Origin of the sequence: Streptomyces sp. NPDC048002, from assembly GCF_040653275.1 — a bacterium.
In the GTDB taxonomy this organism is placed as follows: Bacteria; Actinomycetota; Actinomycetes; order Streptomycetales; family Streptomycetaceae; genus Streptomyces.
Genome location: NZ_JBEZNL010000030.1, coordinates 21,740 through 44,865 on the forward strand (window position 1 = coordinate 21,740; position 23,126 = coordinate 44,865).

Sequence of the window (23,126 nt, forward strand, 5' to 3'; positions counted from 1 at the left end):
ACGCCGTACCGTCCGGTTCACGGCGTTCGGCCGCAAGTGTGGCGTAGCGGAGGGTTCGTCCGGGCGGCTGGGCCGTACTCCGAACGAGTGGTGTCACGTGCGGTCGTGGGCCTCCAGGAAGGCCCGCAGGCCGGACAGGTCGTCGGTGTTGAGGTGGTCGACGTCGGCGGCGAGGAGTTCGGCCCACAGCGCGTCGCGCTCGGGGCCCGGCAGGTCCGGGGTGGCCCAGAAGCGGACCCGCTGCCCCCGGGAGTGCGCCGCGTCCATGATCGCCCGCAGCTTCTGCCGCTCGGCCTCGGGGAAGGCTCCCGCGCCGCGCCAGGTGAAGTTGTTGGACCAGTTGTCGCTGATCAGCGGGATGAAGGAGGCGGGTGCGGGGCTGCCGAGGTCGGCGAGCCGGCCGTCGTAGAAGGCGCGCCGTACGCGTTGTGCCTCCATGGGGACCCGGGCGGCGCGGTCACCGGAGATCACGGCGGTGACGGGGCCCGGGTGGACCCGGCCGTGGGCGTAGGTGGTGAAGAGGTGGCGGTGGCGCTTGAGGTGCCGGTCGAGTTCGGCGTAGGTGGAGGAGCCCTCGGTCTTGATGTCGATGAGCAGTTGGAGGGGCCTGCGGTGGCCGCGGTACACGGAGCCGCGGTTGGCCCTGACCCGTGCGGCGAGCGGGTCGAGGTAGAGGGACTCCAGGGTGCGGGCGGGGTCGAGGTCCTCGGGGTCGTGGGCGACGAGGAGTTGGTCGCCGACGAGGAAGATGTCCGCCTCCAGGCTGCCGAAGCGGTGGTCGAGGGCGTCCAGCAGGGGCCTGGTGTGCTCGTAGTCGTTGTGGGCGTGGGCGCGCCACAGCGGGCGGGGGCGGTGTCCGTTCCCGGTGGCGTACGCGCTGCCGACCGGCGGGGCGAGGACCCCCGCGAGTGCGGCGCCGGCCGTGGTGAGGGCTCCGCGACGAGTGATGAGCGCCATGTGCTGCCTCCCTGTGGGGCGATCCGAACCACAGGGAGTATGGGGCGACTTGGCACTCGCTGAACCTGTACATGCCAGGAGTTGGCCGGACTGCCTCCGCGCGTTCACTCCTTCCGCCCCGGCGCACGGAAGAGCCCGCCCCGGCCGGGGCGGGCTCTTCGCGGGTGAGGTGCGTCAGGGGGCCTGGAGGTCGACCAGCCGGGCCAGCGCGGCGCGGTGGGCGCCGGCGGTGCCGTAGGCGAGGGAGTCCGCCTTGGCCCGCTTCAGGTACAGGTGGACCGGGTGCTCCCAGGTCATGCCGATGCCGGCGTGCAGTTGCAGCGCCTCCTCGGCCGCGTGCACCGCGACGGGTGCCGCGTACGCCTGGGCGACGGCGACCGCCACCTCGGCGTCCGTGTCGGCGGCCAGCGCCCCGGCTGCGTTGCGGGCGGCGGCGCGCAGGTTGACGACCTCCAGCCACAGCTGGGCCAGCCGGTGCTTGAGCGCCTGGAAGCCGCCGACGGGCCGGTTGAACTGCTTGCGCTCCTTGAGGTAGCGCACGGTCTCCGTCAACGTCCATTCGGCGAGGCCGAGTTGCTCGGAGGCGAGCAGACCCGCCCCGGCCCGCAGGGCCCGCCGCACGGCCGGTGCCGCCTCGCCGAGCGGACGTCCCTCAGCACCGTCCAGCGTCACCGTCGCGACCGGCCGGGTCAGGTCCAGGGAGACCTGCGGGGTCACCGTCACGGCCTCCGCGTCCACCGCGTGGAGCACGCCGTCGTCCGCGGGCACCAGGAACACGTCGGCGGCGGCCGCGTCGGCGATCCCCGTCAACTCGCCGTGCAGCAGCCCGCCTTCCTGCCGTACGGACCGGTGGGCGGCGTCCGGTGCCACGTGCAGGGCGACGGCGAGGGCGCCGATCCGGCGGCCGGAGGCCAGCTCGGTCACCAGGTCGGTGGCGCCGCAGGCGAGCAGCGCCTCGGTGGCGACCACGGCGCTGGTGAGGAAGGGCACGGGGGCGACCGCGCGGCCCAGTTCCTCCAGGACCACGGCGGCTTCGCGGTGCGTGGCGCCCTGGCCGCCGTGCTCCTCGGGGACCAGCAGGCCGGCCAGGCCCATGCCGTCGGCGAGCGCCTTCCAGGCCGCCAGGTCGTGCGGGGCGGCGGACTCGGTGCGCACGATGAGGCCGGGGGCGTCGCAGTGGTCGGCGAGCAGGTCCCGGACGGCCGCGCGCAGCGCCTCTTCCTCCTCCGAGTACAGCAGATCGGGCTGTGTGGTCACCGGGCCAGGTCCTTCCATGCGACGTCCTTGTCGGTGCGCGGCTCCGCGGGCAGGCCCAGCACGCGCTCGGCGACGATGTTCAGCAGGACCTCGCTGGTCCCGCCCTCGATGCTGTTGCCCTTGGAGCGCAGATAGCGGTATCCGGCGTCCCGGCCGGTGAAGTCCACCTGCTCGGGGCGGCGCATGGTCCAGTCCGAGTACAACAGGCCCTCCGCACCGAGGAGTTCGACCTCCAGGCCGCTGATCTCCTGGTTGAGGCGGGCGAAGCCGAGCTTCATGCCGGCGCCCTCGGGGCCGGGCTGTCCGGCGACCAGCTGCTGGCGCAGGCGCTCCCCGGCGAGCCGGGCCACCTCGGCGTCCACCCACAACTTCAGCAGCCGCTGGTGGAGTTCGTGGGTGCGCAGGTCGGGGCGTTCGCGCCAGGTCCGGGCGACCGGGCCGATCATGCCGCCCTCGCGGGGCAGCCGCATACCGCCGATGGCGACGCGCTCGTTGTTGAGGGTGGTCTGGGCGACCTTCCAGCCCTCGCCGACCGCGCCGAGCCGGCGGGTGTCGGGGATGCGGACGTCGGTGAGGAACACCTCGTTGAACTCGGCCTCGCCGGTGATCTGGCGCAGCGGCCGGACCTCCACGCCGGGGTCGGTCATGTCGCAGAGGAAGTAGGTGATGCCCGCGTGCTTGGGGACGTCCGGGTCGGTGCGCGCGATGAGGATGGCCCAGCGGGCCACATGGGCGCTGGACGTCCACACCTTCTGCCCGTTGACGACCCACTCGTCGCCGGTGCGCACGGCACGGGTGCCGAGCGCGGCGAGGTCCGACCCGGCGCCCGGCTCGCTGAAGAGCTGGCACCAGACCTCCTCACCGGTCCACAGGGGACGCAGGAAGCGCCGCTTCTGCTCGTCGGTGCCGAAGGCGAGGATCGTCGGGGCGGCCATGCCGAGGCCGATGCCGATCTTGCGGGGGTCGTTGTCCGGGGCGCCGGCGGCCTCCAACTCGGCGTCCACGACGGCCTGGAGGGAGCGCGGGGCGGCGAGGCCGCCGAGGCCCTCGGGGTAGTGGACCCAGGCGAGTCCCGCGTCGAAGCGGGCCCGCAGGAAGTCCAGGCGGTCGGTGGTGGCGGGCGGGTGCGCGGCCAGGAACTCCTGGGTGAGGCGGCGCAGTTCGGTCGTGTCGGTCATGCCGCTCCCTCCGGGACGACCGCGACCCGGCCGGTGGTGACGCCGTCGCCGACGCGCTGGACGGCCTCGGCCGCCTCGCCGAGCGGCACCCGCTCGCTGATCAGCGGCTTGATCGCGCCGCGCGCGGCCAGTTCGGTGAGCTGCTCGTGGCAGTGCTGGACCAGCTTGGGGTTCTTGGTGTTGTACAGGCCCCAGTGCAGGCCGAGGATCGAGTAGTTCTTCACCAGGGCGTGGTTGAGCGCGGGGCTGGGGATGGTGCCGCTGGCGAAGCCGACGACGACGATCCGGCCCTCGAAGGCGACGGTTTTGGCGGACTGGGTGTAGGCGTCGCCGCCGACGGGGTCGTAGATCACGTCGGCGCCCCGTCCGCCGGTGGCCTCCTTGACGGCGGCGACGACGTCCTCGGCGCGCCGGTCGATCACCACGTCGCAGCCCAGCTCGCGGGCGGTGGCGGCCTTGTCGGCGCCGCCGACGACGCCGATGACGGTGGCGCCGGCCGCCTTGCCGAGCTGCACGGCGGCGCTGCCGACCCCGCCGGCCGCGGCGTGCACCAGCAGCGTCTCGCCGGCTTCGAGCCCGGCCCGCCGGTGCAGTCCGAACCAGCCGGTCTGGTAGCCGATGTGCAGGGCGGCCGCCTCGGCGTCGTCCAGCGCCTCGGGCGCGGGCAGCAGGGCGGCGGCGTCGGCCACGGCGTACTCGGCGAAGCCGCCGTGCGGCAGTGCCGGGTTGGCGATGACGCGGCGGCCGTCCTCGGTCTCGCCGCAGATCTCCAGGCCCGGTGTGAACGGCAGCGGTGGCCGCACCTGGTAGTGGCCCCGGCACATCAGCACGTCGGGGAAGTTGATGTTGGCGGCGCGCACCCTCAGCAGGACCTGGCCGGGACCGGGCGTGGGCCGCTCGATCTCCGCCGGGCGCATCACCTCGCTCGGCTCGCCGTTCTCGTGCACTTGCCATGCCTGCATGCGGGGCCTCCAGGGACTGCGTCGTCTGACCGGGGTCCTCCGCATACTAAGCGGTCGCTTGTCGATCAGGGAACAGTCGGGTGCGTCACGCGTCCGCGCACGGCCCCGGGGCCCCTCACTCCTCCCGGTCGCGCCCCTTGGGCCTGGCCCTCACATGCATCCGCTCCCCCTGCGGCCCGAACAGGCTCAGGAACTCCACCGGCCCCTCCCCCGTCGACCCGAACCAGTGCGGCACCCGGGTGTCGAACTCGGCGGCCTCCCCCGCGCCGAGCACCACGTCGTGCTCCCCCAGCACCATGCGCAGCCGGCCGGAGAGCACGTACAGCCACTCGTAGCCCTCGTGGGTGCGCGGGTCGGGCTCCAGTCGGCGCTGCGGTTCGAAGACCTTGAACGCCTGGAGGCCGCCGGGCTGCCGGGTGAGCGGCCAGTGCGTGCGGCCGTGGCGCTCGATCGGCTTGCCGGCCCGCACCCGGGGATCGCCGACCGCGGGGGCGCCGACCAGTTCGTCCAGCGGCACCTGGTGGGCCTGCGCGATGGGCAGCAGCAGCTCCAGGCTCGGTTTGCGCAGCCCGGACTCCAGCCGGGACAGCGTGCTCACCGAGATCCCGGTGGCCTCGGAGAGCGCCGCGAGGGTGACCTCCCGCTCCTTGCGCATCTGCTTCAGCCGCGGACCGACACCTGCCAGGACTTCCTCGGTACTCATACGCTTATTGCAGATTCGGCAACAACGTTTGTCAATCCCGTGCCCACGGAGCGACCGTGGGCGCATGACCGAGACCCACGCACTGAACGAGACCCGCACACCGGACGACGGCTACGAGGTGATCGTGATCGGGGGCGGCGCCGCGGGCCTGTCCGCCGCGCTGATCCTGGGCCGCGCCCGCCGCCGCACCCTGGTGATCGACGCCGGTGAGCCGCGCAACGCTCCCTCCGCCCATATGCAGGGCTATCTGTCCCGGGACGGGATGGCGCCGGCCGAATTCCTGGCGATCGGGCGCGAGGAGATCGCCCGCTACGGCGTGGAGCTGGTCCGGGACCGGGCGGTGGGCGTCACCCGGGACGGCGACTTCACCGTGGCCCTGGAGAGCGGGCGCGCCGTCCGCGCCCGGCGCCTGGTGGTCGCCACCGGGCTGAAGGACGAACTGCCCGCGGTGCCGGGGCTCGCCGAGCGGTTCGGGCGGGACGCGCTGCACTGCCCCTACTGCCACGGCTGGGAGGTGCGCGACCGGGCCTTCGGTGTCCTCGCGACGAGCCCGCTCAGCGTCCACCAGGCGCTGATGGTCTCCCAGTGGTCGGCGGACGTCACGCTCTTCCTGCACGAGGTCGACGAGGCGGAGCTGTCGGACGACGATCTGCGCAGGCTCGCCCGCGCGGGCGTGAAGGTGGTGCCCGGAGCCGTCGCCGAGGTGCTGGTGGAGGACGACCGGCTCACCGGGGTCCGGCTGACAGACGGCTCGGCGCACGCCCGGGAGGTGCTCTTCGTGGCGCCGCGCGCCGTTCCCCGGACCGGTCTGCTGCGGGAGCTGGGCGCGGAGCTGACCGAGACCCCGTTCGGCGCCTATCCGGTGGTCGACCCGACGGGCCTGACGACGGTGCCCGGGGTGTGGGCGGCGGGCAACGCGATGGGCTTCGGCGAACAGGTCGTCAACGCCGCGGCGGGCGGCTACCGGGCCGGGGCCACCATCAACGGCGAGCTGCTCATGACGGACCTGGACGCCGGCTGAGGGCTCCGCCGGCGGACTTGGACGCAGGCGGGGCGCTCCGCGCGGGCGGCCGGTCCCCGGCCCCGGCCGTCCGGGTGTGGAGCGGACGGCCGGGGTGCACCATGGGCGCATGCTGCTGGACCGGCTCGCCCGTGTGTCCCAGGAGATCGCCGCGACCTCGGCCCGCTCCCGGAAGGTCGCCCTGCTGGCGGAACTGTTCCGGGACGCCGAGGCCGCCGACGTGCCGATCGTCATCCCGTACCTGGCGGGGCGGCTGCCGCAGGGGCGGCTCGGCATCGGCTGGAAGGTCCTCGGCCGTCCGGTCGCCCCGGCCTCCGCACCCACCCTCACCGTGGCCGGGACCGACGCCCGGCTGACCGCGCTCGGCCAGGTCTCCGGTACCGGATCGCAGGCCGAACGGGCGCGCCTGGTAGGCGAGTTGATGGCCGCGGCGACCGAGCCGGAACAGCGGTTCCTGTTCGGTCTGATCACCGGCGAGGTGCGGCAGGGCGCGCTGGACGCGGTGGCCGTGGAGGCCCTCGCGGAAGCGACCGGGGCGCCGGCGGCGGACGTACGGCGGGCGGTGATGCTGGCCGGCTCGCTGCGGACGGTCGCCGAGGCCCTGCTCGGCGAAGGCCCCGCAGCGCTCGGCCGGTTCCGGCTCACCGTGGGGCGGCCGGTGCTGCCGATGCTGGCGCAGAGCGCGTCGTCGGTGTCGGAGGCGGTCGCCAAACTCGGTACCTGCGCGGTCGAGGAGAAGCTCGACGGCATCCGGGTCCAGGTGCACCGCGACGGCGACTCCGTGCGCGTGTACACCCGCACCCTCGACGACATCACCGACCGGCTGCCCGAACTGACGGCGGCGGCCCTGGAGCTGAACGGGCGCCGGTTCGTCCTGGACGGGGAGGTCCTCGCCTTCGGCGCGGACGGGCGCCCCCGCTCCTTCCAGGAGACCGCCGGCCGGGTCGGCTCCCGGGTGGACGTGACGGCGGCGGCGAGCGCCGTGCCCGTCTCCCCGGTGTTCTTCGACGCGCTCCTCGTCGACGGACGCGACCTGCTCGACCTGCCGTTCGCCGACCGCCACGCGGAACTCGCGCGCCTCGTCCCCGAGCCGATGCGGGTGCGGCGCGCCCTGCTCTCCGGTGAGGAGGACGGCCTCCGGGGCGAGGAGTTCCTGGCCGCGACCCTGGAGCGGGGACACGAGGGCGTCGTGGTGAAGGCGCTGGACGCGGCCTACAGCGCCGGGCGGCGCGGGGCGGCCTGGCTGAAGGTCAAGCCGGTGCACACCCTCGACCTGGTTGTCCTGGCCGCCGAGTGGGGCCACGGACGGCGCACCGGCAAGCTCTCCAACCTCCACCTCGGCGCCCGCACCGCCGACGGTTCCTTCGCGATGCTCGGCAAGACCTTCAAGGGCATGACCGACGCGATGCTGACCTGGCAGACTCGGCGCCTGAAGGAGCTGGCGGTCGAGGAGGCCGGCCACGTGGTGACCGTACGGCCCGAACTCGTCGTCGAGATCGCCTACGACGGCCTCCAGCGGTCCACCCGCTACCCGGCCGGCATCACCCTGCGTTTCGCGCGGGTGGTGCGCTACCGGGAGGACAAGCGCCCCGAGGAGGCGGACACGGTGGAGACCCTGCTGGCGGCCCATCCCGAGGTGAGCCCGTGAAGTTCAGCGCGGGCCTGCTGCTGTTCCGCCGCACCGGGCCGGACCTGGAGGTCCTGCTGGGCCATATGGGCGGCCCGTTCTGGGCGGGCCGCGACACGGGCGCCTGGGGCGTGCCGAAGGGCGAGTACGAACCGGAGTCGGAGACCGCGTGGGACGCGGCCCGGCGGGAGTTCCAGGAGGAGCTCGGCCTGCCGCCGCCCGACGGCGAGGCGGTGCCGCTCGGCGAGGTCCGCCAGTCGAACGGCAAGCTGGTCACCGTGTGGGCGATCGAGGCCGACCTCGATCCCGGCACCGTCACCCCCGGCACCTTCCGCATGGAGTGGCCACCGAAGTCGGGGCTGACCGAGGAGTTCCCCGAGCTGGACCGGGTGGCCTGGTTCCCTCTCGACCGCGCGCACACGGTGATCGTGCGGGCGCAGGGCGCCTTCCTGGACCGGCTGGCGGAGCACTCGGGCTGAGCCGCCGCGTTGCGGGCACCGGCGACGCGCGGGAAGGTCGAAGCACAGCAAGCTCCCCGGGAGGACGGCCATGCCCATCGCGACGGTGAACCCGGCGAACGGCGAGACACTCAAGACGTACGAGGCCATGGGCGCCGAGGAGATCGAGCGCCGCCTCCAGCTCGCCGAGGCCACGTTCCGGACCTACCGGACCACGGCGTTCGCCGAGCGCGCCCGGCTGCTGAAGCGGGCCGCGGACCTCCTGGACGAGGACGGGGCGGACATCGGGCGGGTGATGACCACCGAGATGGGCAAGCCGATCCGGCAGGCCCGCGCCGAGGCCGCGAAGTGCGCCAAGGCGATGCGCTGGTACGCCGAGCACGCCGAGGAACTCCTCGCGGACGAGGTGCCCGCCGCGTCCGACGTACGGGACTCCGGCGCCTCGCGGGTGCTGGTGCGCTACCGGCCGCTCGGCCCGGTGCTCGCCGTGATGCCGTGGAACTTCCCGCTGTGGCAGGTGGTGCGGTTCATGGCGCCCGCCCTGATGGCGGGCAACGTCGGCCTGCTCAAGCACGCCTCCAACGTGCCGCAGACCGCGCTGTACCTGGAGGACCTCTGCCACCGGGCCGGGTTCCCGGAGGGCGCCTTCCAGACCCTGCTGATCGGCTCCGGCTCGGTCGCGGAGATCCTCCGCGACGAACGCGTGAAGGCGGCCACCCTCACGGGCAGCGAGCCCGCGGGCCGGGCCGTCGCCTCGATCTGCGGGGACATGGTGAAGAAGACCGTGCTGGAGCTGGGCGGCAGCGACCCGTACGTGGTCATGCCCTCCGCCGACCTCGACCGGGCCGCCGAGGTCGCGGTCACCGCCCGCGTGCAGAACAACGGGCAGTCCTGCATCGCCGCCAAGCGCTTCATCGTGCACACCGACGTCTACGACGCCTTCGCCGAGCGGTTCGTCGCCGGCATGAAGGCGCTGAAGGTCGGCGACCCGATGGAGGAGGAGACCGAGGTGGGGCCGCTCGCCACCGAGCAGGGGCGGACCGACCTGGAGGAACTGGTCGACGACGCGGCGCGCAGCGGCGCGGCCGTGCTGTGCGGCGGTCACCGGCTGCGCCGGCCGGAGCTGCCCGGCTGGTACTACCCGCCGACGGTGCTCGCCGACGTCACCCGGGAGATGCGCATCCACCGGGAGGAGGCGTTCGGCCCGGTGGCCACGCTGTACCGGGCGGGCGACCTCGACGAGGCGGTGCTGATCGCCAACGACACTCCGTTCGGGCTCAGTTCGAACGTATGGACGCGGGACGAGGCCGAGACCGACCGCTTCGTCCGGGACCTGGAGGCGGGCGGGGTCTATGTGAACGGGATGACGGCCTCCCATCCGGCGTTCCCGTTCGGCGGGGCCAAGCGCTCGGGGTACGGGCGTGAGCTGTCCGGGCACGGAATCCGGGAGTTCTGCAACATCACCACGGTTTGGCACGGGGCGTGACCGTCGCGCGGCTACCATCCCGTTTGTGAACCGCGAAGTGACTCTGCCTCTGATCGTCGACGACCGCGGGACCCTTCAGGTGTCTGCCGCCGATGTCAGCAAGTTGTTGCGCACCGTGGGTGCGCGCTGGCTGCACCTCGTCGAGGCGGGGGAACAGGGGCTCGACGAGGACACGGTGGCCGCGCTGACGATCGAGCTGGCCAAGCTCGCCGACCGCATCGACGTGGCCTGCATCGCGCACAGCAGCGGCGGCACCTCCTAGCCTCGGCCGGCCGTCGCCTCCCGGATGGCGTAGCTCCGCGCGAGATCGCCGCCACCCCGGGCGAAAGTGGACTACACCACTCTTCGAGGCGAAGGCAGGCCCGGTCCATGGCGACTCTGTGCAGACCCTCCGTGTCCGTTCCCGAGCATGTGATCACGCTGGAGCAGACACTGGAGCTGGCCCGCTCCCGCCACGCCGACCACCCCCAACTGCCCCTGGCTCTCCGCCTGATCGAGAACACCGGGGTGCGCACCCGGCACCTCGTGCAGCCGATCGAGGAGACGCTGAGGCACCCCGGCTTCGAGGACCGCAACAAGATCTACGTCGCGGAGGCGAAGGCCCGGGTCCCCGCCGTCGTACAGCGGGCCCTCGACGACGCGGAACTGCTCACCACCGACGTCGACGTGATCATCTACGTCTCCTGCACGGGCTTCATGATGCCCTCGCTGACGGCCTGGCTGATCAACGAGATGGGCTTCGACCCGACCACCCGTCAGATACCGATCGCCCAGCTCGGCTGCGCGGCCGGCGGCGCGGCGGTCAACCGGGCGCACGACTTCTGCACGGCCTACCCGGAGGCCAACGCGCTCATCGTGGCCTGCGAGTTCTGCTCGCTGTGCTACCAGCCCACCGACCTCGGCATCGGTTCGCTGCTCTCCAACGGCCTGTTCGGTGACGGGATCGCGGCGGCCGCGGTGCGCGGCCGGGGCGGCGAGGGCATCGAACTGGAGCGCAACGGCTCGTACCTGATCCCCAAGACCGAGGAGTGGATCATGTACGACGTGCGGGCCACCGGCTTCCACTTCCTGCTGGACAAGCGGGTGCCGGCCACGATGGAGCCGCTCGCCCCGGCGCTCCAGGAGCTCGCGGGGCTGCACGGCTGGGACGCGGCCGACCTGGACTTCTACGTGGTCCACGCGGGCGGTCCCCGGATTCTCGACGACCTGAGCAGGTTCCTCCAGGTCGACCCGCACGCCTTCCGGTTCAGCCGGGCCACGCTCACCGAGTACGGCAACATCGCCAGCGCCGTCGTCCTGGACGCGCTGCGACGGCTGTTCGACGAGGGCGGTGCCCGGGAGCGGGCGCGCGGACTTCTCGCCGGGTTCGGGCCCGGCATCACCGCCGAGATGACTCTCGGCCGCTGGCGGCGCAAGGACGAAGAGGCGGCATGACCGAAGAGACACTGACCGAGATCCTTCCCCCGGTCCGGCACTGGCCGGCGCTCGATCTGAACGGCGTCGCGTTCGACCCGGTGCTGACCGAGCTGATGCGGGAGGACCCCCTCACCCGGATCCAGCTGCCCAACGGCGAGGGCTGGGCCTGGCTGGTCACCCGGTACGAGGACGTACGGATGGTGGTCAACGACCCGCGGTTCAGCCGGGAGGCGGTCATGGACCGACCGGTCACCCGGCTCGCCCCGCACTTCATCCCGGCCCGTGGCGCGGTCGGCTTCCTGGACCCGCCGGACCACACCAGGCTGCGCCGCTCGGTGGCCGCCGCGTTCACCGTCAAGGGCGTGGAGCGCATCCGTGACCGCGCCCGCCGCATGCTGGAGGAACTGGTCGACGAGCTGATCCAGGACGGGCCGCCGGCGGACCTGACCGCGACGGTGCTGACCCCGTTCCCGATCGCGGTGATCTGCGAGCTGATGGGCGTGCCGGCCGCCGACCACCGGGTCATGCACACCTGGACCCAGCTGATCCTGTCCTCCGCGCACGGCGCCGACATCAGCGAGAAGGCCCGCGACGAGATGGGCGCCTACTTCACCGAACTCATCGGCCGGCGGGCGGACGGCCCCGGCGAGGACGTCGCCTCCCTGCTGGGCGCGGCCGTGGGCCGGGGCGAGGTGACGACGGAGGAGGCCGTGGGACTCGCGGTGCTGCTCCAGATCGGCGGCGAGGCGGTCACCAACAACAGCGGCCAGATGTTCTACATCCTGCTGACCCGTCCGGATCTCACCGCCCGGCTGCGCGCCGAGCCGGAGATCCGCCCGCAGGCCGTCGACGAGTTGCTCCGCTACATCCCGCACCGCAACGCGGTCGGTCTGTCGCGGATCGCGACGGAGGACGTGGGCGTGCGCGGGGTGCGGATCCGCGCCGGGGACGCGATCTACGTGTCGTACCTCGCCGCCAACCGGGACCCGGACGTCTTCCCGTACCCGGAGACGATCGACTTCTCCCGGACCCCGAACCCGCATGTGTCCTTCGGCTTCGGCCCGCACTACTGCCCCGGCGGGATGCTGGCGCGGCTGGAGTCGCAGCTCCTGCTGGACGCGCTGCTGGACCGGCTCCCCGGGCTGCGGCTCGCCGTGGACGCGGAGAAGGTGCCGTTCAGGAAGGGCGCGCTGATCCGCGGGCCCGAGTCGCTGCCCGTGACGTGGTGAGCGGCCGGTGACGGCGACGGAGGGACTGCTGGTGCCGCCGGGGCACGGCCGGGTGGTCGAGGCCCCGGCGCACCAGGTGACCTTCAAGGTCACCGGCGCGCACTCCCGGGCCGCGTCCACCTTCGAGGTGGTCGTGCCCCCCGGCTTCGACGTGGGCGCCCATGTGCACACCCGCAGCGAGGAGCTGTTCTACGTGCTGGAGGGCGAGCTGGACGTGCTCGCCTTCGAGCCCTTGGTGCGCACCCCCGACAACTGGCGGCGCTGGGAGTCGGGTTCGGGCAACCGGGTGGTGCGCGCGACGCCGGGCACGGTCATCGTCGTCCCCCCGGGCTGCCCGCACGCGTTCGCGAACCCGACGGACGGCCCGGCGAAGATGTTCTTCCAGGCGTCCCCGCCCCCGGACCACGAGCGCTACTTCGAGGAACTGCTCACCATCCTGGACAACGACGGCCCCCCGGACGACAGGGCAATCGAGGAACTACGAGCCCGATACGACATCGAGCAGCTCACGCCCTTGAAACACGCGTGACTGTTCCTACCAAGGGGCGCGGGGCTGTATCGATGTGCGGCTCCGCCGCTTGGGCGCGACCAGCCCCCACGCACCGGCAGCCGCGCATCTACCGAATGGACATCCCCGAGAGCGTCCGAGCGATCACCAACCGCTGGATCTCACTCGTCCCCTCGAAGATCGTGTAGATCGCCGCATCCCGATGCATCCGCTCCACCGGGTACTCCCGCGTGTACCCGTTGCCGCCGAGAATCTGGATCGCCTGCCCGGACACCTTCTTCGCCGTCTCGCTGGCGAACAGCTTGGACATCGACCCCTCCGCCGCCGTGAACGGCTTGCCGTTGACGGCCATCCACGACGCCCGCCACACCAGCAGCCGCGCCGCGTCGATCGACGTCCGCATGTCGGCGAGCTGGAAGGCGACACCCTGGTTGTCGATGATCGGGCGGCCGAACTGCTCACGCGTCGTCGCGTATTCCAGCGCCACCTCGTACGCGGCACGGGCGGTGCCCACGGCCATCGCGCCCACCGCCGGACGCGAGGCCTCGAACGTGGCCATCGCCGCGTTCTTCACCCGCTCGCCGCCGGCCTTCGCCCGCTCGCGGGCCCGGGCCAGGCGCTCGTCCAGCTTCTCCTTGCCGCCGAGGAGGCAGGAACCGGGCACCCGGACGTTCTCCAGGACGACCTCGGCGGTGTGCGAGGCGCGGATGCCGTGCTTCTTGAACTTCTGCCCCTGGGACAGGCCCGGCGTGTTCGGCGGGACGATGAAGGAGGCGTGGCCCTTGGAGCCGAGTTCGGCGTCGACGACCGCGACGACGACGTGGACGTTGGCGATGCCGCCGTTGGTCGCCCAGGTCTTGGTGCCGTTGAGGACCCACTCGTCCTTGGCCTCGTCGTACACGGCCCGGGTGCGCATGGAGGCCACGTCGGAACCGGCGTCGGGCTCGGAGGAGCAGAACGCGGCGACCTTGACATCGTTGGCGTCGCCGTACATCTGGGGGATCCAGGTGCCGATCTGCTCCTCGGTGCCGTTGGCGAGGACGCCCACGGCGGCCAGGCCGGTGCCGACGATGGAGAGCGCGATGCCCGCGTCGCCCCAGAACAGTTCCTCCATGGCCATCGGGATGCCGAGTCCGGTGGCGTCGAAGTACTGCTGGGCGTAGAAGTCCAGGGAGTAGATGCCGACCTTGGCGGCCTCCTGGATGACCGGCCAGGGAGTCTCCTCACGCTCGTCCCATTCGGCGGCCGCGGGACGGATGACATCGGCGGCGAAACCGTGCAGCCAGTCGCGGACCTCCTTCTGTTCGTCGTTGAGCTCCATGGTGAACTCGGCCATGACCCCTCCAGCGGCGGCGCACGTGCATGTTACTTGCGGTAACCGAAGTCTGTTACCGGTCGGTAGGAAAAGTCAACTCCTGATGACCGGTCGGCAGCCCGTTCGATGTCAGCGCCGTGTTGAGTGTTAGTTTGCGCAGGCGTCACCGAAACAGCACGGGTGGGGAGAGCACATGGACACCACACAGCGGACCGAGCAGCAGCGGTCCGCGGACCGCCGGCGGCGCGAGCTGCTGGAGGCCGCCGACCGGGTGGTGCTGCGCGACGGTCCCCAGGCCTCGATGAACGCCATCGCCGCCGAGGCCGGGATCACCAAGCCGATCCTGTACCGGCACTTCGGCGACAAGGGCGGACTGTACGCGGCCCTCGCCAAGCGGCACACGGACGCGCTGTTGGACTCGCTGCGCGCCGCTCTGGACGCCCCGGCCGAACGGCGGGCGCGGGTCGAGGCGACCCTGGACACCTATCTCGCCGCCATCGAGGCCCGGCCGCAGGTCTACCGGTTCCTCATGCACCCGGCCGAGGGCGGGCAGCCCGGCGACCAGGGTTTCGATATCGGCAAGCACTCCGCCCCGGTGCTGCGGCGGATGGGCGAGGAGTTGGCGCAGGTCATCGAGGAGCGGCTGGACATGGGGCCCGGGAGCCAGCAGCTGGCCCGGGTCTGGGGCCACGGCATCGTCGGGATGATGCACGCGGCCGGCGACTGGTGGCTCGGGGAACGTCCCTGCACCCGCGCCGAGTTGGTGCGGAGCCTGGCCGACCTGCTGTGGGGCAGACTCGCGGAGGCCGGGGACCGGGTCGGCGGCCCGAGGTTCTGAGGGCGGTGCGCTCACCCGTGCCAGGACGCCCTGGCCACCTGCCGCATCAGCCGCCGGTGGCGCCAGCCCGTCAGCCGGTCCGCGTAGACCTTCCCCTCGACGTGGTCGCACTCGTGTTGCAGGCACCGGGCGAAGAACCCCGTGCCGTGCACGGTCACCGGCTCCCCCGTCATCGTGAACCCCTCGACCACGGCGTGGTCGTGGCGCTCCGTCCCGGCCTCCAGACCCGGCAGGGACAGACAGCCCTCGGGACCGCGCACCACCACCCCGTCGGCCGTGACCAGGCGGGGGTTCACCACATGACCCACATGCCGTACGTCCTCGTCGTCCGGACAGTCGAAGACGAACACCCGGAGCGGTTCGCCGACTTGACCGGCGGCCAGGCCCACGCCCTGCGCCGCGTACATCGTCGCGAACATGTCCTCGACGAGCGTCGCCAGTTCGGGACCGAAGTCGGTGACGTCCCGCGCGGGGGTGTGCAGAACGGGGTCACCGAGCAGGGTGAGAGGCCGGACTCGCCCACGGGTGCCCGGAATGGAGCCATGTCGCATGGCGGCAAGGTTACGGCCGATTCGGGCGTGCGAATGTATCTCGATAGGCTGACCACCTACGACGTTGGGAGGATCGAGGACTGATGGCAGGCAACTCGGACCCGCTCACTCCGCGGGCCAAGATCGCCGTGACCGCGGGCAAGGCGGTCGCGGCGGCATCGCGCGCGGCGGGGCGCGGCAGCGGATCGGTGATCGGCGGCCGGGTGGCGCTGAAGCTCGACCCCGACCTCCTCGCGCGGCTGGCGCAGAACCTGGACGTCGTCCTGGTGTCGGCGACCAACGGCAAGACCACGACCACCCGGCTCATCGCGGAGGCGCTGGGCGCCGCGGGACCGGTCGTCTCCAACGCGCTCGGCGCCAACATGCCGGCCGGCATCACCTCGGCGCTGGCCGGTGGCTCCGAGGCGCGGTACGGCGTGATCGAGGTCGACGAGAAGTACCTGGCGGGCGTCGCCCGGGACACCGACCCCAAGTGCATCGCGCTGCTCAACCTCTCCCGCGACCAGCTCGACCGCGCCGCGGAGACCCGGATGCTGGCCGAGAACTGGCGCGAGGGCCTCGCGGGCTCCAAGGCAGTGGTCGTGGCCAACGCCGACGATCCGCTGGTGGTGTGGGCCGCGTCCTCCTCCCCCAATGTGATCTGGGTCGCGGCCGGGCAGATGTGGAAGGACGACGCCTGGTCCTGCCCGTCCTGCGGCGGTGTGATGCAGCGGCCGGGCGACGACTGGTTCTGCGGCGAGTGCGGCTTCCGCCGGCCGACGCCGAGCTGGGCCCTCTCCGGCGACCACGTGCTCGACCCGCACGGCTCGGCCTGGCCGATCCACCTCCAGCTGCCGGGCCGCGCCAACAAGGCCAACGCGGCCTCCTCGGCCGCCGTCGCCGCCGTGTTCGGGGTACCGCCGCAGGTCGCCCTGGAGCGCATGTACCAGGTGCAGGCCGTGGCCGGGCGCTACGACATCGTCCAGTTCCAGGAGCGGGACCTGCGCCTGCTGCTCGCGAAGAACCCCGCGGGCTGGCTCGAAACGTTTTCCCTGATCGACCCGCCGCCGACGCCGGTGATCCTCTCGGTGAACGCGCGCGGCGCCGACGGCACCGACACCTCCTGGCTGTGGGACGTCGACTACACGCGTCTGACCGGGCACCCGATCTGTGTCATCGGCGACCGCAAGCTGGACCTCGCGGTGCGTCTGGAGGTCGCGAACCAGCAGTTCCAGGTCTGCGAGAACCTCGACCAGGCGGTGCAGCTCTGCCCGCCCGGCCGGATCGAGGTCATCGCCAACTACACCGCCTTCCAGGACCTGCGCCGCCGCGTCGGCAACTGACGTACCCGTAAGGACAGTGACTTCATGAGCGACAACCAACTGCGGGTCGTCTGGATCTACCCGGACCTGCTGAGCACCTACGGCGACCAGGGCAACGTCCTCGTGGTGGAGCGGCGGGCCCGGCAGCGCGGCCTGGACGTGGCCCGGCTGGACGTGCGCAGCGACCAGCCGATCCCGACCTCCGGCGACATCTACCTGATCGGCGGCGGCGAGGACCGGCCGCAGCGGCTCGCGGCCGAGCGGCTGCGCCGGGACGGCGGTCTGCACCGGGCCGTGGGCAACGGCGCGATCGTGTTCTCGGTCTGCGCCGGCTACCAGATCCTCGGCCACGAGTTCGTCAACGACCTCGGCCAGCGCGAGCCCGGCCTCGGTCTGCTGGACGTGGTCTCGGTGCGCGGCGAGGGCGAGCGGTGCGTCGGTGACGTGCTCGCCGACATCGACCCGCGGCTCGGCCTGCCCCCGCTGACCGGTTTCGAGAACCACCAGGGCGTCACCCACCTCGGCCCCACCGCCCGCCCCTTCGCCCAGGTCCGCCTCGGCAACGGCAACGGCACCGGCGACGGCACCGAGGGCGCGTACAACGACACCGTGTTCGGTACGTACATGCACGGGCCGGTGCTCGCCCGCAACCCGCTCATCGCCGACCTGCTGCTGAAGCTGGCGCTGGACGTCAACGCCCTGCCGCCGACCGACGACCGCTGGTACGAGGCGCTGCGCAACGAGCGGATCGCGGCCGCCCAGCAGCCCGCCTGACCTGCGCTTCCAGGGGTACTGAAGCGGCCTTCCAGCGCGCGGTGCCACCGTGTTCACCGGGCCCGCCTGACGGCACGTCCGCTCACATGTGCGGGCGCGTCCAGCAGGCGGACGCCGGGTACGGTGCCACCCCCTCACGCCGGTAGGGTGGCCGGGATCAAGCCGGACAGCGCGGTCCGGTCCCCGGCCCACGTTGAGAAGGTATTTCGGGCTATGCGCATTGGTGTCCTCACGTCCGGCGGCGACTGCCCCGGCCTGAACGCCGTCATCCGGTCCGTCGTGCACCGTGCCGTCGTCGACCACGGCGACGAGGTCATCGGTTTCCGGGACGGCTGGAAAGGCCTCCTGGAGTGCGACTACCTCAAGCTCGACCTCGACGCGGTGGGCGGCATCCTCGCCCGCGGCGGCACCATCCTCGGCTCCTCCCGGGTCCAGCCCTCGCATCTGCGGGACGGCGTGGAGCGGGCCAAGGGGCATGTGGCGGAACTCGGGCTCGACGCGATCATCCCGATCGGCGGCGAGGGCACGCTGAAGGCGGCCCGGCTGCTGTCGGACGGCGGCCTGCCGATCGTCGGGGTGCCCAAGACTATCGACAACGACATCGCCGTCACCGATGTGACCTTCGGCTTCGACACGGCCGTGGGCGTCGCCACCGAGGCGCTCGACCGGCTCAAGACGACCGCCGAGTCCCACCAGCGGGTGCTGGTCGTGGAGGTCATGGGCCGTCACACCGGCTGGATCGCGCTGCACTCCGGCATGGCGGCCGGCGCGCACGCGATCGTGGTCCCCGAGCGCCCCTTCGACATCGAGGAGCTGGCCCGCAAGGTGGGCGAGCGGTTCGAGGCGGGCAAGCGGTTCGCGATCGTGGTGGCCGCGGAGGGCGCGAAGCCCGCGCCGGGCTCCATGGAGTTCGACGAGGGCGGCAAGGACGTCTACGGTCACGAGCGCTTCGCGGGCATCGCGCGCCAGCTCTCCATCGAGCTGGAGCACCGGCTCGGCAAGGAGGCCCGCCCGGTCATCCTCGGGCACGTGCAGCGCGGCGGTACGCCGACCGCGTACGACCGGGTGCTCGCCACGCGCTTCGGGTGGCACGCGGTGGAGGCCGTGCACCGCGGCGAGTTCGGCATGATGACGGCGCTGCGCGGAACGGACATCGTCATGGTGTCCCTGGCCGAGGCCGTCGAGACGCTGAAGACGGTGCCGGAGGACCGGTACGCCGAGGCGGAGTGCGTCCTGTAGGTCCCCTCCGGCCGCGATCCGGCCGTGCTCGACCCGCCCCCGGTCACGAGGCTGACCGGGGGCCGTTCTAATGTGGGGCCGGACAGACTCGCACAACCCCCACGAAACAGGAGCCGGCGGATGGATCACAGCGGGCACGGGACGATGGTGGATCTGCCACCGTTCACGCTGGGCCGGGGGCTCCAGTGGTCGCCCGACCCCTTCTTCCTGGTCGCCTGTCTCCTGGGGCTCGCCCTGTACGGATGGGGTGTGGTGCGGCTGCGGCGGCGCGGGGACTCCTGGCCGGTGGCCCGCACGGTGTCGTTCGTCGCCGGTGTGCTGAGCATCGCGCTGATGATGTGCACCGCGCTCAACGACTACGGCATGGTCATGTTCAGCGTGCACATGGTGCAGCACATGGTGATCAGCATGCTGTCGCCGATCCTGATCCTGCTCGGGGCGCCGATGACGCTGGCGCTGCGCGCGCTGCCGGTCGCGGGCCGGGGCCGCAAGGGGCCGCGCGAACTGCTGCTGGCGCTGCTGCACAGCCGCTACATGCGGATCGTCACGCATCCGGTGTTCACCATCCCGCTGTTCATCGCGAGCCTGTACGCCCTGTACTTCACTCCGCTCTTCGACTTCCTGATGGGCTCGCCGACCGGGCACATCGCGATGATGCTGCACTTCCTCGCGGTGGGCGTGGTGTTCTTCTGGCCGATCATCGGCGTGGACCCCGGGCCGCACCGGCCCGGCTATCTCATGCGGATGCTGGAGCTGTTCGCGGGCATGCCGTTCCACGCGTTCTTCGGTATCGCGCTGATGATGGCGTCCGCCCCGATGGTCAAGACCTTCGAGAACCCACCGGCCTCGCTGGGGATCGACGCCCTCTCCGACCAGAACGCGGCCGGCGGTATCGCCTGGGCGTTCAGCGAGATTCCGTCCGTGCTGGTGCTGATCGCGCTGCTGTTCCAGTGGTACGGCTCGGAACAGCGGCAGGCCAAGCGCAAGGACCGGGCCGCCGACCGGGACGGCGACAAGGAACTTGAGGCATACAACGCCTATTTGGCCTCACTCAACGCAAAAAGCGGACAATCGGCGTGAACGGCGTCTGCGTTCACTAGCATGAGGCGCGTCGGGGGAACCTTCGGTAACTGAGCGCGGGCGCGGCCACCTGGACCATCGCGGAACCGGGGAGTCACCGGATGCCTTCAGGAGCGTGGACGTCGGGGGTGGGCCGGGTCGTCGCCGGCCGTTATCTGCTGCTGCACCGGCTGGGCGCCGGCGGCCGGGGGCCGGTCTGGCTGGCCCACGACCGGAGCCTGGTGTGCGAGGTCGTCCTCAAGGAGATCGCGGGACCGGGCCCGCTCACGGGCGGGCCGCCGGACCATCCGCACGTGGTGACCGCGCTCGACGTGCTGGAGCACGAGGGGCGGCCGTGGATCGCCACCGAGTACGTGGCGGGCGCGGTGGCTCTGCGGGACCTCGTCGGGCGGCACGGCCCGCTCGCCCCGGCCGAGTGCGCACGCGTCGGCCTCGCCGTGCTGGACGCGCTGTCCGCCGGGCACGAGCAGGGGATCGCGCACGGGGACGTGCAACCGGCGAAGGTGCTGCTCGCGCCGGACCGGACGGGCGCCCCGCACGGCCGGGTGCTGCTCGACGACTACGGGGTGCCGGGACCGCCGGACGCGGGGACCGGGCCGGCGTGGACGCGGGGCCGTCCGGCCCCGGGGCGGGTCGGGGGCGGGCCCCCGGGTCCGGCCGCCGATCTCTTCGGCCTGGGGTGCACCCTCTACTTCGCCGCCGAGGGACGGGCGCCGTTCGCGGGTGAGCCGCACGCGGCGGCGGACGAACCGCCGCCCGCAGCTCACGCCGGCGCGCTCGCCCCGCTCGTCCGGGCGCTGCTCGCGCGGGACCCGGCGCTGCGGCCGTCGGTGGCCGAGGCGCACGCCGCGCTGTCCCGGGTCCTGGTGCCGCAGGGCGATCCGCACGGCCGCCCCCGGACCGACCCGGAATCCCAGCCGCAGTGGGCGGTCACCGTCCCGCCGCCCTCGGGGCCGCGACACGCCCGGCGCCGGATGCCGCGCACCGCGCTCGCCGGGCTGCTCTCCGTCGCGCTCGTGGCGGGCGGCGTCTGGTACGCGGTGGCCGATCAGGCCGGGGCCGAGAAATCGGCTCCGCCCTACGGCGCGGGCGTCGGGCTCGCCCGGCCGCTCCAGGAGGGCGACTGCGTGCTCACGGACTGGCCTGGGACCGTGCCCTTCCACGGGACGCCCCGGCTGACCCTGGATCCGAGCTGCGCGGACAGGGATCCGGACGGCCAGGTGGTGGCGCTGATGGCGGCCGGTTCGGCGGAGCGGGCCCCGGTCGAGGGGCAGGCGCGCTGCGAGGAGCTGACGCGGGAGCTGCGGAGCGGGCTCGCGGACGTGCGGGCCCTAGCGGTGGTTCCGACCGAGGCCGGGTTCGAGGCGGCCGGGCGGCGCACCGCCTGTCTGGTGCTGGGCGCGCACGGACCGCTGTACGGGCCGCTCGGCGGCCATCGCGAGCCGGGCACGGCCTTCGCGGACACCGCGACGATGCAGCGCCGGGACTGCCTGGACGTACGTTCGAATGGGGAGGCGAGGCTGGTGTCCTGCGCGGGCACCTATGACGAGCAGGTGCTCGGATTCACCCGTTTGGGTCAGAGTGTGACGCTCGCCGAGGCCCGTACCGCGTCCGGGCCCGCCTGCGCCCGTGAGGTGCCGCCGCGCGACTACGGTTTCGACCCCTCCGTCTATGCCGCCGGGTCCCGGACCAGCCCCGGTCCCTGGAAATCGGGCACACATTTCGTCGTGTGCACCGTACGGAAGCAGAACGGGGGCACCATGGAGGGGGACGAACCATGAGGAGGGTGTTGCGATGCCCGGTTCTACGGACGGCTCTACACGGACGATGGGGGTGCTCACCGTCGGCGGACTCGTCGTGGTGACCGCCTACACGGTGGCGCTCGGCAGCAACGGCTGGCTGTGGTTCGGCTGGGTCGTGCTCGGGCTGATCACTCTCGGCATGGTGGTCACCAAACCCTCGTGACCCTCAGGCGCCGGTGAGCCGGCGCGCGGAGTGCACGCCCGGCTGGTACTTGGGCAGCCGGGCGGTCACCTTCATCCCCGCTCCCACGGCGGTCTCGATGACGAGGCCGTGGTCGTCTCCGTAGACCTGCCGGAGCCGGTCGTCGACATTGGAGAGTCCGATGCCGCCGGACGGGCTGACCTCGCCGGCGAGGATACGGCGCAGCAGGGCGGGATCCATTCCGGCGCCGTCGTCCTCGATGACCACCAGGGCCTCGGCGCCGGCGTCCTGTGCCGTGATGCTGATCCGGCAGGTGCCGCTGGAGGCAGCCCTGCCCTCCAGGCCGTGCTTGACGGCGTTCTCCACGAGCGGCTGGAGACAGAGGAAGGGCAGCGCGACCGGCAGCACCTCGGGGGCGATCTGGAGGGTGACGGCGAGACGGTCCCCGAAGCGGGCCCTCACCAGCGCCAAGTACTGGTCGATGGCGTGCAGTTCGTCGGCGAGCGTGGTGAAGTCCCCGTGCCTGCGGAACGAGTAGCGGGTGAAGTCCGCGAACTCCAGGAGCAGTTCACGGGCGCGCTCGGGGTCGGTGCGGACGAACGAGGCGATCACGGCGAGCGAGTTGAAGATGAAGTGCGGGGATATCTGGGCCCGCAGCGCCTTGATCTCGGCCTCGATCAGCCGGGTGCGGGACTGGTCGAGATCGGCCAGCTCCAATTGGACGGAGACCCAGCGGGCGACCTCCCCGGCGGCCCGGACCAGGACCGCGGACTCGCGGGGCGCGCAGGCGACCAGCGTGCCGTGGACCCGGTCGTCGACGGTCAGCGGGGCGACGACCGCCCAGCGCAGCGGGCATTCGGGGGTGTCGCAGGTCAGCGGGAACGCCTCGCCCCGACCGGAGTCCAGCGGTCCGGGCAGGCGTTCCATGATCTCGGCGCGGTGGTGGGCGCCCACGCCGTCCCAGGCCAGCACCTCCTCCCGGTCGGTCAGGCAGAGCGCGTCGGTGCCGAGCAGGGAGCGCAGCCGACGGGCGGACCGTCGGGCGGTCTCCTCCGTCAGCCCCGCCCGCAGCGGAGGCGCGGCGAGGGCGGCGGTGTGCAGGGTCTCGAAGGTGGCGTGTTCGACGGGCGTGCCCAGTCCGCCCTGGCTCTCGGGGCGCGCGGTGCGCCGCCCGAGCCAGAACCCGGCGGCCAGCAGCGGGAGTACGGCCACGCACAGTCCGGCGATGAATCCGCTCATGCCCTCGCCTCTCCCCCGGCCGGAGGCGTGCCCGGCCCGTGTT

At 72.5% G+C, this 23,126-nt stretch carries 23 protein-coding genes; 15 read left to right on the top strand and 8 right to left on the bottom strand.

Going from position 1 to position 23,126, the window contains the following annotated elements; translation table 11 throughout:
- Nucleotides 1-93 precede the first annotated feature (93 nt).
- The 5 genes from AB0E07_RS28915 to AB0E07_RS28935 all read right to left on the bottom strand — a co-directional run bounded on the left by AB0E07_RS28915 (nucleotide 94) and on the right by AB0E07_RS28935 (nucleotide 5,057).
- On the bottom strand, nucleotides 94-957 hold the full coding sequence (locus AB0E07_RS28915) for a phosphatidylinositol-specific phospholipase C/glycerophosphodiester phosphodiesterase family protein (RefSeq protein WP_362258451.1): 864 nt from the start codon (nucleotides 955-957) through the stop codon (nucleotides 94-96).
- A 174-nt stretch (nucleotides 958-1,131) separates the two neighbouring features.
- Nucleotides 1,132-2,214 (bottom strand): acyl-CoA dehydrogenase family protein, encoded by a 1,083-nt coding sequence (locus tag AB0E07_RS28920; RefSeq protein ID WP_362258454.1) that lies wholly within the window; start codon nucleotides 2,212-2,214, stop codon nucleotides 1,132-1,134.
- Entirely contained in the window at nucleotides 2,211-3,392 is a 1,182-nt protein-coding gene (locus tag AB0E07_RS28925; protein ID WP_362258457.1) for an acyl-CoA dehydrogenase family protein, read from the bottom strand. Before AB0E07_RS28925 ends, AB0E07_RS28920 begins: the two co-directional genes overlap by 4 nt.
- Nucleotides 3,389-4,354 (bottom strand): NADPH:quinone oxidoreductase family protein, encoded by a 966-nt coding sequence (locus AB0E07_RS28930; protein WP_362258460.1) that lies wholly within the window; start codon nucleotides 4,352-4,354, stop codon nucleotides 3,389-3,391. Before AB0E07_RS28930 ends, AB0E07_RS28925 begins: the two co-directional genes overlap by 4 nt.
- 115 nt (nucleotides 4,355-4,469) lie before the next feature.
- Entirely contained in the window at nucleotides 4,470-5,057 is a 588-nt protein-coding gene (locus AB0E07_RS28935; protein ID WP_362258463.1) for an XRE family transcriptional regulator, read from the bottom strand.
- A 64-nt stretch (nucleotides 5,058-5,121) separates the two neighbouring features.
- Between AB0E07_RS28935 and AB0E07_RS28940 the strand changes: the two genes are divergently transcribed.
- The 8 genes from AB0E07_RS28940 (at nucleotide 5,122) to AB0E07_RS28975 (ending at nucleotide 12,823) form a co-directional block, all read left to right on the top strand.
- Nucleotides 5,122-6,078 (top strand): NAD(P)/FAD-dependent oxidoreductase, encoded by a 957-nt coding sequence (locus AB0E07_RS28940; protein ID WP_362258466.1) that lies wholly within the window; start codon nucleotides 5,122-5,124, stop codon nucleotides 6,076-6,078.
- 109 nt (nucleotides 6,079-6,187) lie between these two features.
- The gene (locus AB0E07_RS28945) at nucleotides 6,188-7,726 is read left to right on the top strand and encodes an ATP-dependent DNA ligase (RefSeq protein ID WP_362258469.1); all 1,539 of its coding nucleotides are present in this window, start codon (nucleotides 6,188-6,190) and stop codon (nucleotides 7,724-7,726) included.
- The gene (locus AB0E07_RS28950; protein ID WP_362258472.1) at nucleotides 7,723-8,184 is read left to right on the top strand and encodes an NUDIX domain-containing protein; all 462 of its coding nucleotides are present in this window, start codon (nucleotides 7,723-7,725) and stop codon (nucleotides 8,182-8,184) included. Before AB0E07_RS28945 ends, AB0E07_RS28950 begins: the two co-directional genes overlap by 4 nt.
- Nucleotides 8,185-8,254: 70 nt before the next feature.
- Nucleotides 8,255-9,649, top strand: a complete 1,395-nt coding sequence (locus tag AB0E07_RS28955; RefSeq protein WP_362258475.1) for an NADP-dependent succinic semialdehyde dehydrogenase — start codon at nucleotides 8,255-8,257, stop codon at nucleotides 9,647-9,649.
- Nucleotides 9,650-9,674: 25 nt separating this feature from the next.
- Complete coding sequence (locus tag AB0E07_RS28960) at nucleotides 9,675-9,911, top strand: DUF6213 family protein (RefSeq protein WP_362258479.1); 237 nt, start codon at nucleotides 9,675-9,677, stop codon at nucleotides 9,909-9,911.
- Between the two features lie 107 nt (nucleotides 9,912-10,018).
- Entirely contained in the window at nucleotides 10,019-11,083 is a 1,065-nt protein-coding gene (locus AB0E07_RS28965) for a type III polyketide synthase (RefSeq protein ID WP_362258482.1), read from the top strand.
- Nucleotides 11,080-12,294, top strand: a complete 1,215-nt coding sequence (locus tag AB0E07_RS28970) for a cytochrome P450 (protein WP_362258485.1) — start codon at nucleotides 11,080-11,082, stop codon at nucleotides 12,292-12,294. Before AB0E07_RS28965 ends, AB0E07_RS28970 begins: the two co-directional genes overlap by 4 nt.
- Nucleotides 12,295-12,301: 7 nt before the next feature.
- Nucleotides 12,302-12,823, top strand: coding sequence for a cupin domain-containing protein (locus AB0E07_RS28975; protein WP_362258488.1), 522 nt, complete (start codon nucleotides 12,302-12,304; stop codon nucleotides 12,821-12,823).
- Between the two features lie 88 nt (nucleotides 12,824-12,911).
- Here the strand turns inward: AB0E07_RS28975 and AB0E07_RS28980 are convergent, their stop codons facing one another.
- Nucleotides 12,912-14,138, bottom strand: a complete 1,227-nt coding sequence (locus AB0E07_RS28980) for an acyl-CoA dehydrogenase family protein (protein WP_362258491.1) — start codon at nucleotides 14,136-14,138, stop codon at nucleotides 12,912-12,914.
- A 172-nt stretch (nucleotides 14,139-14,310) separates the two neighbouring features.
- On the opposite strand from AB0E07_RS28980, the gene AB0E07_RS28985 reads away from it, so the two are divergent.
- On the top strand, nucleotides 14,311-14,955 hold the full coding sequence (locus tag AB0E07_RS28985; RefSeq protein ID WP_362258494.1) for a TetR family transcriptional regulator: 645 nt from the start codon (nucleotides 14,311-14,313) through the stop codon (nucleotides 14,953-14,955).
- Nucleotides 14,956-14,966: 11 nt separating this feature from the next.
- Here the strand turns inward: AB0E07_RS28985 and def are convergent, their stop codons facing one another.
- Nucleotides 14,967-15,506, bottom strand: coding sequence for a peptide deformylase (def, locus tag AB0E07_RS28990; RefSeq protein ID WP_362258497.1), 540 nt, complete (start codon nucleotides 15,504-15,506; stop codon nucleotides 14,967-14,969).
- A gap of 83 nt (nucleotides 15,507-15,589) precedes the next feature.
- On the opposite strand from def, the gene AB0E07_RS28995 reads away from it, so the two are divergent.
- From AB0E07_RS28995 to AB0E07_RS29020, 6 genes are all read left to right on the top strand, one after another.
- A complete protein-coding gene (locus AB0E07_RS28995; RefSeq protein WP_362258500.1) occupies nucleotides 15,590-16,828 on the top strand; it encodes a MurT ligase domain-containing protein in 1,239 nt (412 codons plus the stop codon).
- A gap of 24 nt (nucleotides 16,829-16,852) precedes the next feature.
- A complete protein-coding gene (locus AB0E07_RS29000) occupies nucleotides 16,853-17,581 on the top strand; it encodes a glutamine amidotransferase (protein ID WP_362258503.1) in 729 nt (242 codons plus the stop codon).
- Nucleotides 17,582-17,794: 213 nt separating this feature from the next.
- Nucleotides 17,795-18,820, top strand: a complete 1,026-nt coding sequence (locus tag AB0E07_RS29005; protein WP_362258506.1) for a 6-phosphofructokinase — start codon at nucleotides 17,795-17,797, stop codon at nucleotides 18,818-18,820.
- Nucleotides 18,821-18,940: 120 nt separating this feature from the next.
- Entirely contained in the window at nucleotides 18,941-19,900 is a 960-nt protein-coding gene (locus AB0E07_RS29010) for a cytochrome c oxidase assembly protein (protein ID WP_362258509.1), read from the top strand.
- A 101-nt stretch (nucleotides 19,901-20,001) separates the two neighbouring features.
- Nucleotides 20,002-21,681, top strand: a complete 1,680-nt coding sequence (locus tag AB0E07_RS29015) for a septum formation family protein (RefSeq protein ID WP_362258512.1) — start codon at nucleotides 20,002-20,004, stop codon at nucleotides 21,679-21,681.
- Nucleotides 21,682-21,727: 46 nt separating this feature from the next.
- The gene (locus AB0E07_RS29020) at nucleotides 21,728-21,865 is read left to right on the top strand and encodes a hypothetical protein (protein ID WP_362258649.1); all 138 of its coding nucleotides are present in this window, start codon (nucleotides 21,728-21,730) and stop codon (nucleotides 21,863-21,865) included.
- Between the two features lie 3 nt (nucleotides 21,866-21,868).
- Here the strand turns inward: AB0E07_RS29020 and AB0E07_RS29025 are convergent, their stop codons facing one another.
- Nucleotides 21,869-23,083, bottom strand: coding sequence for a histidine kinase (locus AB0E07_RS29025; RefSeq protein WP_362258515.1), 1,215 nt, complete (start codon nucleotides 23,081-23,083; stop codon nucleotides 21,869-21,871).
- Nucleotides 23,084-23,126 lie beyond the last annotated feature (43 nt).

Bases quoted from the DNA above. Each gene is read 5' to 3' on its own strand.
- AB0E07_RS28915 (WP_362258451.1), bottom strand. From the start codon at position 957: ATGGCGCTCATCACTCGTCGCGGAGCCCTCACCACGGCCGGCGCCGCA.
- AB0E07_RS28925 (WP_362258457.1), bottom strand. From the start codon at position 3,392: ATGACCGACACGACCGAACTGCGCCGCCTCACCCAGGAGTTCCTGGCC.
- AB0E07_RS28930 (WP_362258460.1), bottom strand. From the start codon at position 4,354: ATGCAGGCATGGCAAGTGCACGAGAACGGCGAGCCGAGCGAGGTGATG.
- AB0E07_RS28935 (WP_362258463.1), bottom strand. From the start codon at position 5,057: ATGAGTACCGAGGAAGTCCTGGCAGGTGTCGGTCCGCGGCTGAAGCAG.
- AB0E07_RS28940 (WP_362258466.1), top strand. From the start codon at position 5,122: ATGACCGAGACCCACGCACTGAACGAGACCCGCACACCGGACGACGGC.
- AB0E07_RS28945 (WP_362258469.1), top strand. From the start codon at position 6,188: ATGCTGCTGGACCGGCTCGCCCGTGTGTCCCAGGAGATCGCCGCGACC.
- AB0E07_RS28955 (WP_362258475.1), top strand. From the start codon at position 8,255: ATGCCCATCGCGACGGTGAACCCGGCGAACGGCGAGACACTCAAGACG.
- AB0E07_RS28965 (WP_362258482.1), top strand. From the start codon at position 10,019: ATGGCGACTCTGTGCAGACCCTCCGTGTCCGTTCCCGAGCATGTGATC.
- AB0E07_RS28970 (WP_362258485.1), top strand. From the start codon at position 11,080: ATGACCGAAGAGACACTGACCGAGATCCTTCCCCCGGTCCGGCACTGG.
- AB0E07_RS28980 (WP_362258491.1), bottom strand. From the start codon at position 14,138: ATGGCCGAGTTCACCATGGAGCTCAACGACGAACAGAAGGAGGTCCGC.
- AB0E07_RS28985 (WP_362258494.1), top strand. From the start codon at position 14,311: ATGGACACCACACAGCGGACCGAGCAGCAGCGGTCCGCGGACCGCCGG.
- def (WP_362258497.1), bottom strand. From the start codon at position 15,506: ATGCGACATGGCTCCATTCCGGGCACCCGTGGGCGAGTCCGGCCTCTC.
- AB0E07_RS28995 (WP_362258500.1), top strand. From the start codon at position 15,590: ATGGCAGGCAACTCGGACCCGCTCACTCCGCGGGCCAAGATCGCCGTG.
- AB0E07_RS29000 (WP_362258503.1), top strand. From the start codon at position 16,853: ATGAGCGACAACCAACTGCGGGTCGTCTGGATCTACCCGGACCTGCTG.
- AB0E07_RS29005 (WP_362258506.1), top strand. From the start codon at position 17,795: ATGCGCATTGGTGTCCTCACGTCCGGCGGCGACTGCCCCGGCCTGAAC.
- AB0E07_RS29010 (WP_362258509.1), top strand. From the start codon at position 18,941: ATGGATCACAGCGGGCACGGGACGATGGTGGATCTGCCACCGTTCACG.
- AB0E07_RS29015 (WP_362258512.1), top strand. From the start codon at position 20,002: ATGCCTTCAGGAGCGTGGACGTCGGGGGTGGGCCGGGTCGTCGCCGGC.
- AB0E07_RS29020 (WP_362258649.1), top strand. From the start codon at position 21,728: ATGGGGGTGCTCACCGTCGGCGGACTCGTCGTGGTGACCGCCTACACG.
- AB0E07_RS29025 (WP_362258515.1), bottom strand. From the start codon at position 23,083: ATGAGCGGATTCATCGCCGGACTGTGCGTGGCCGTACTCCCGCTGCTG.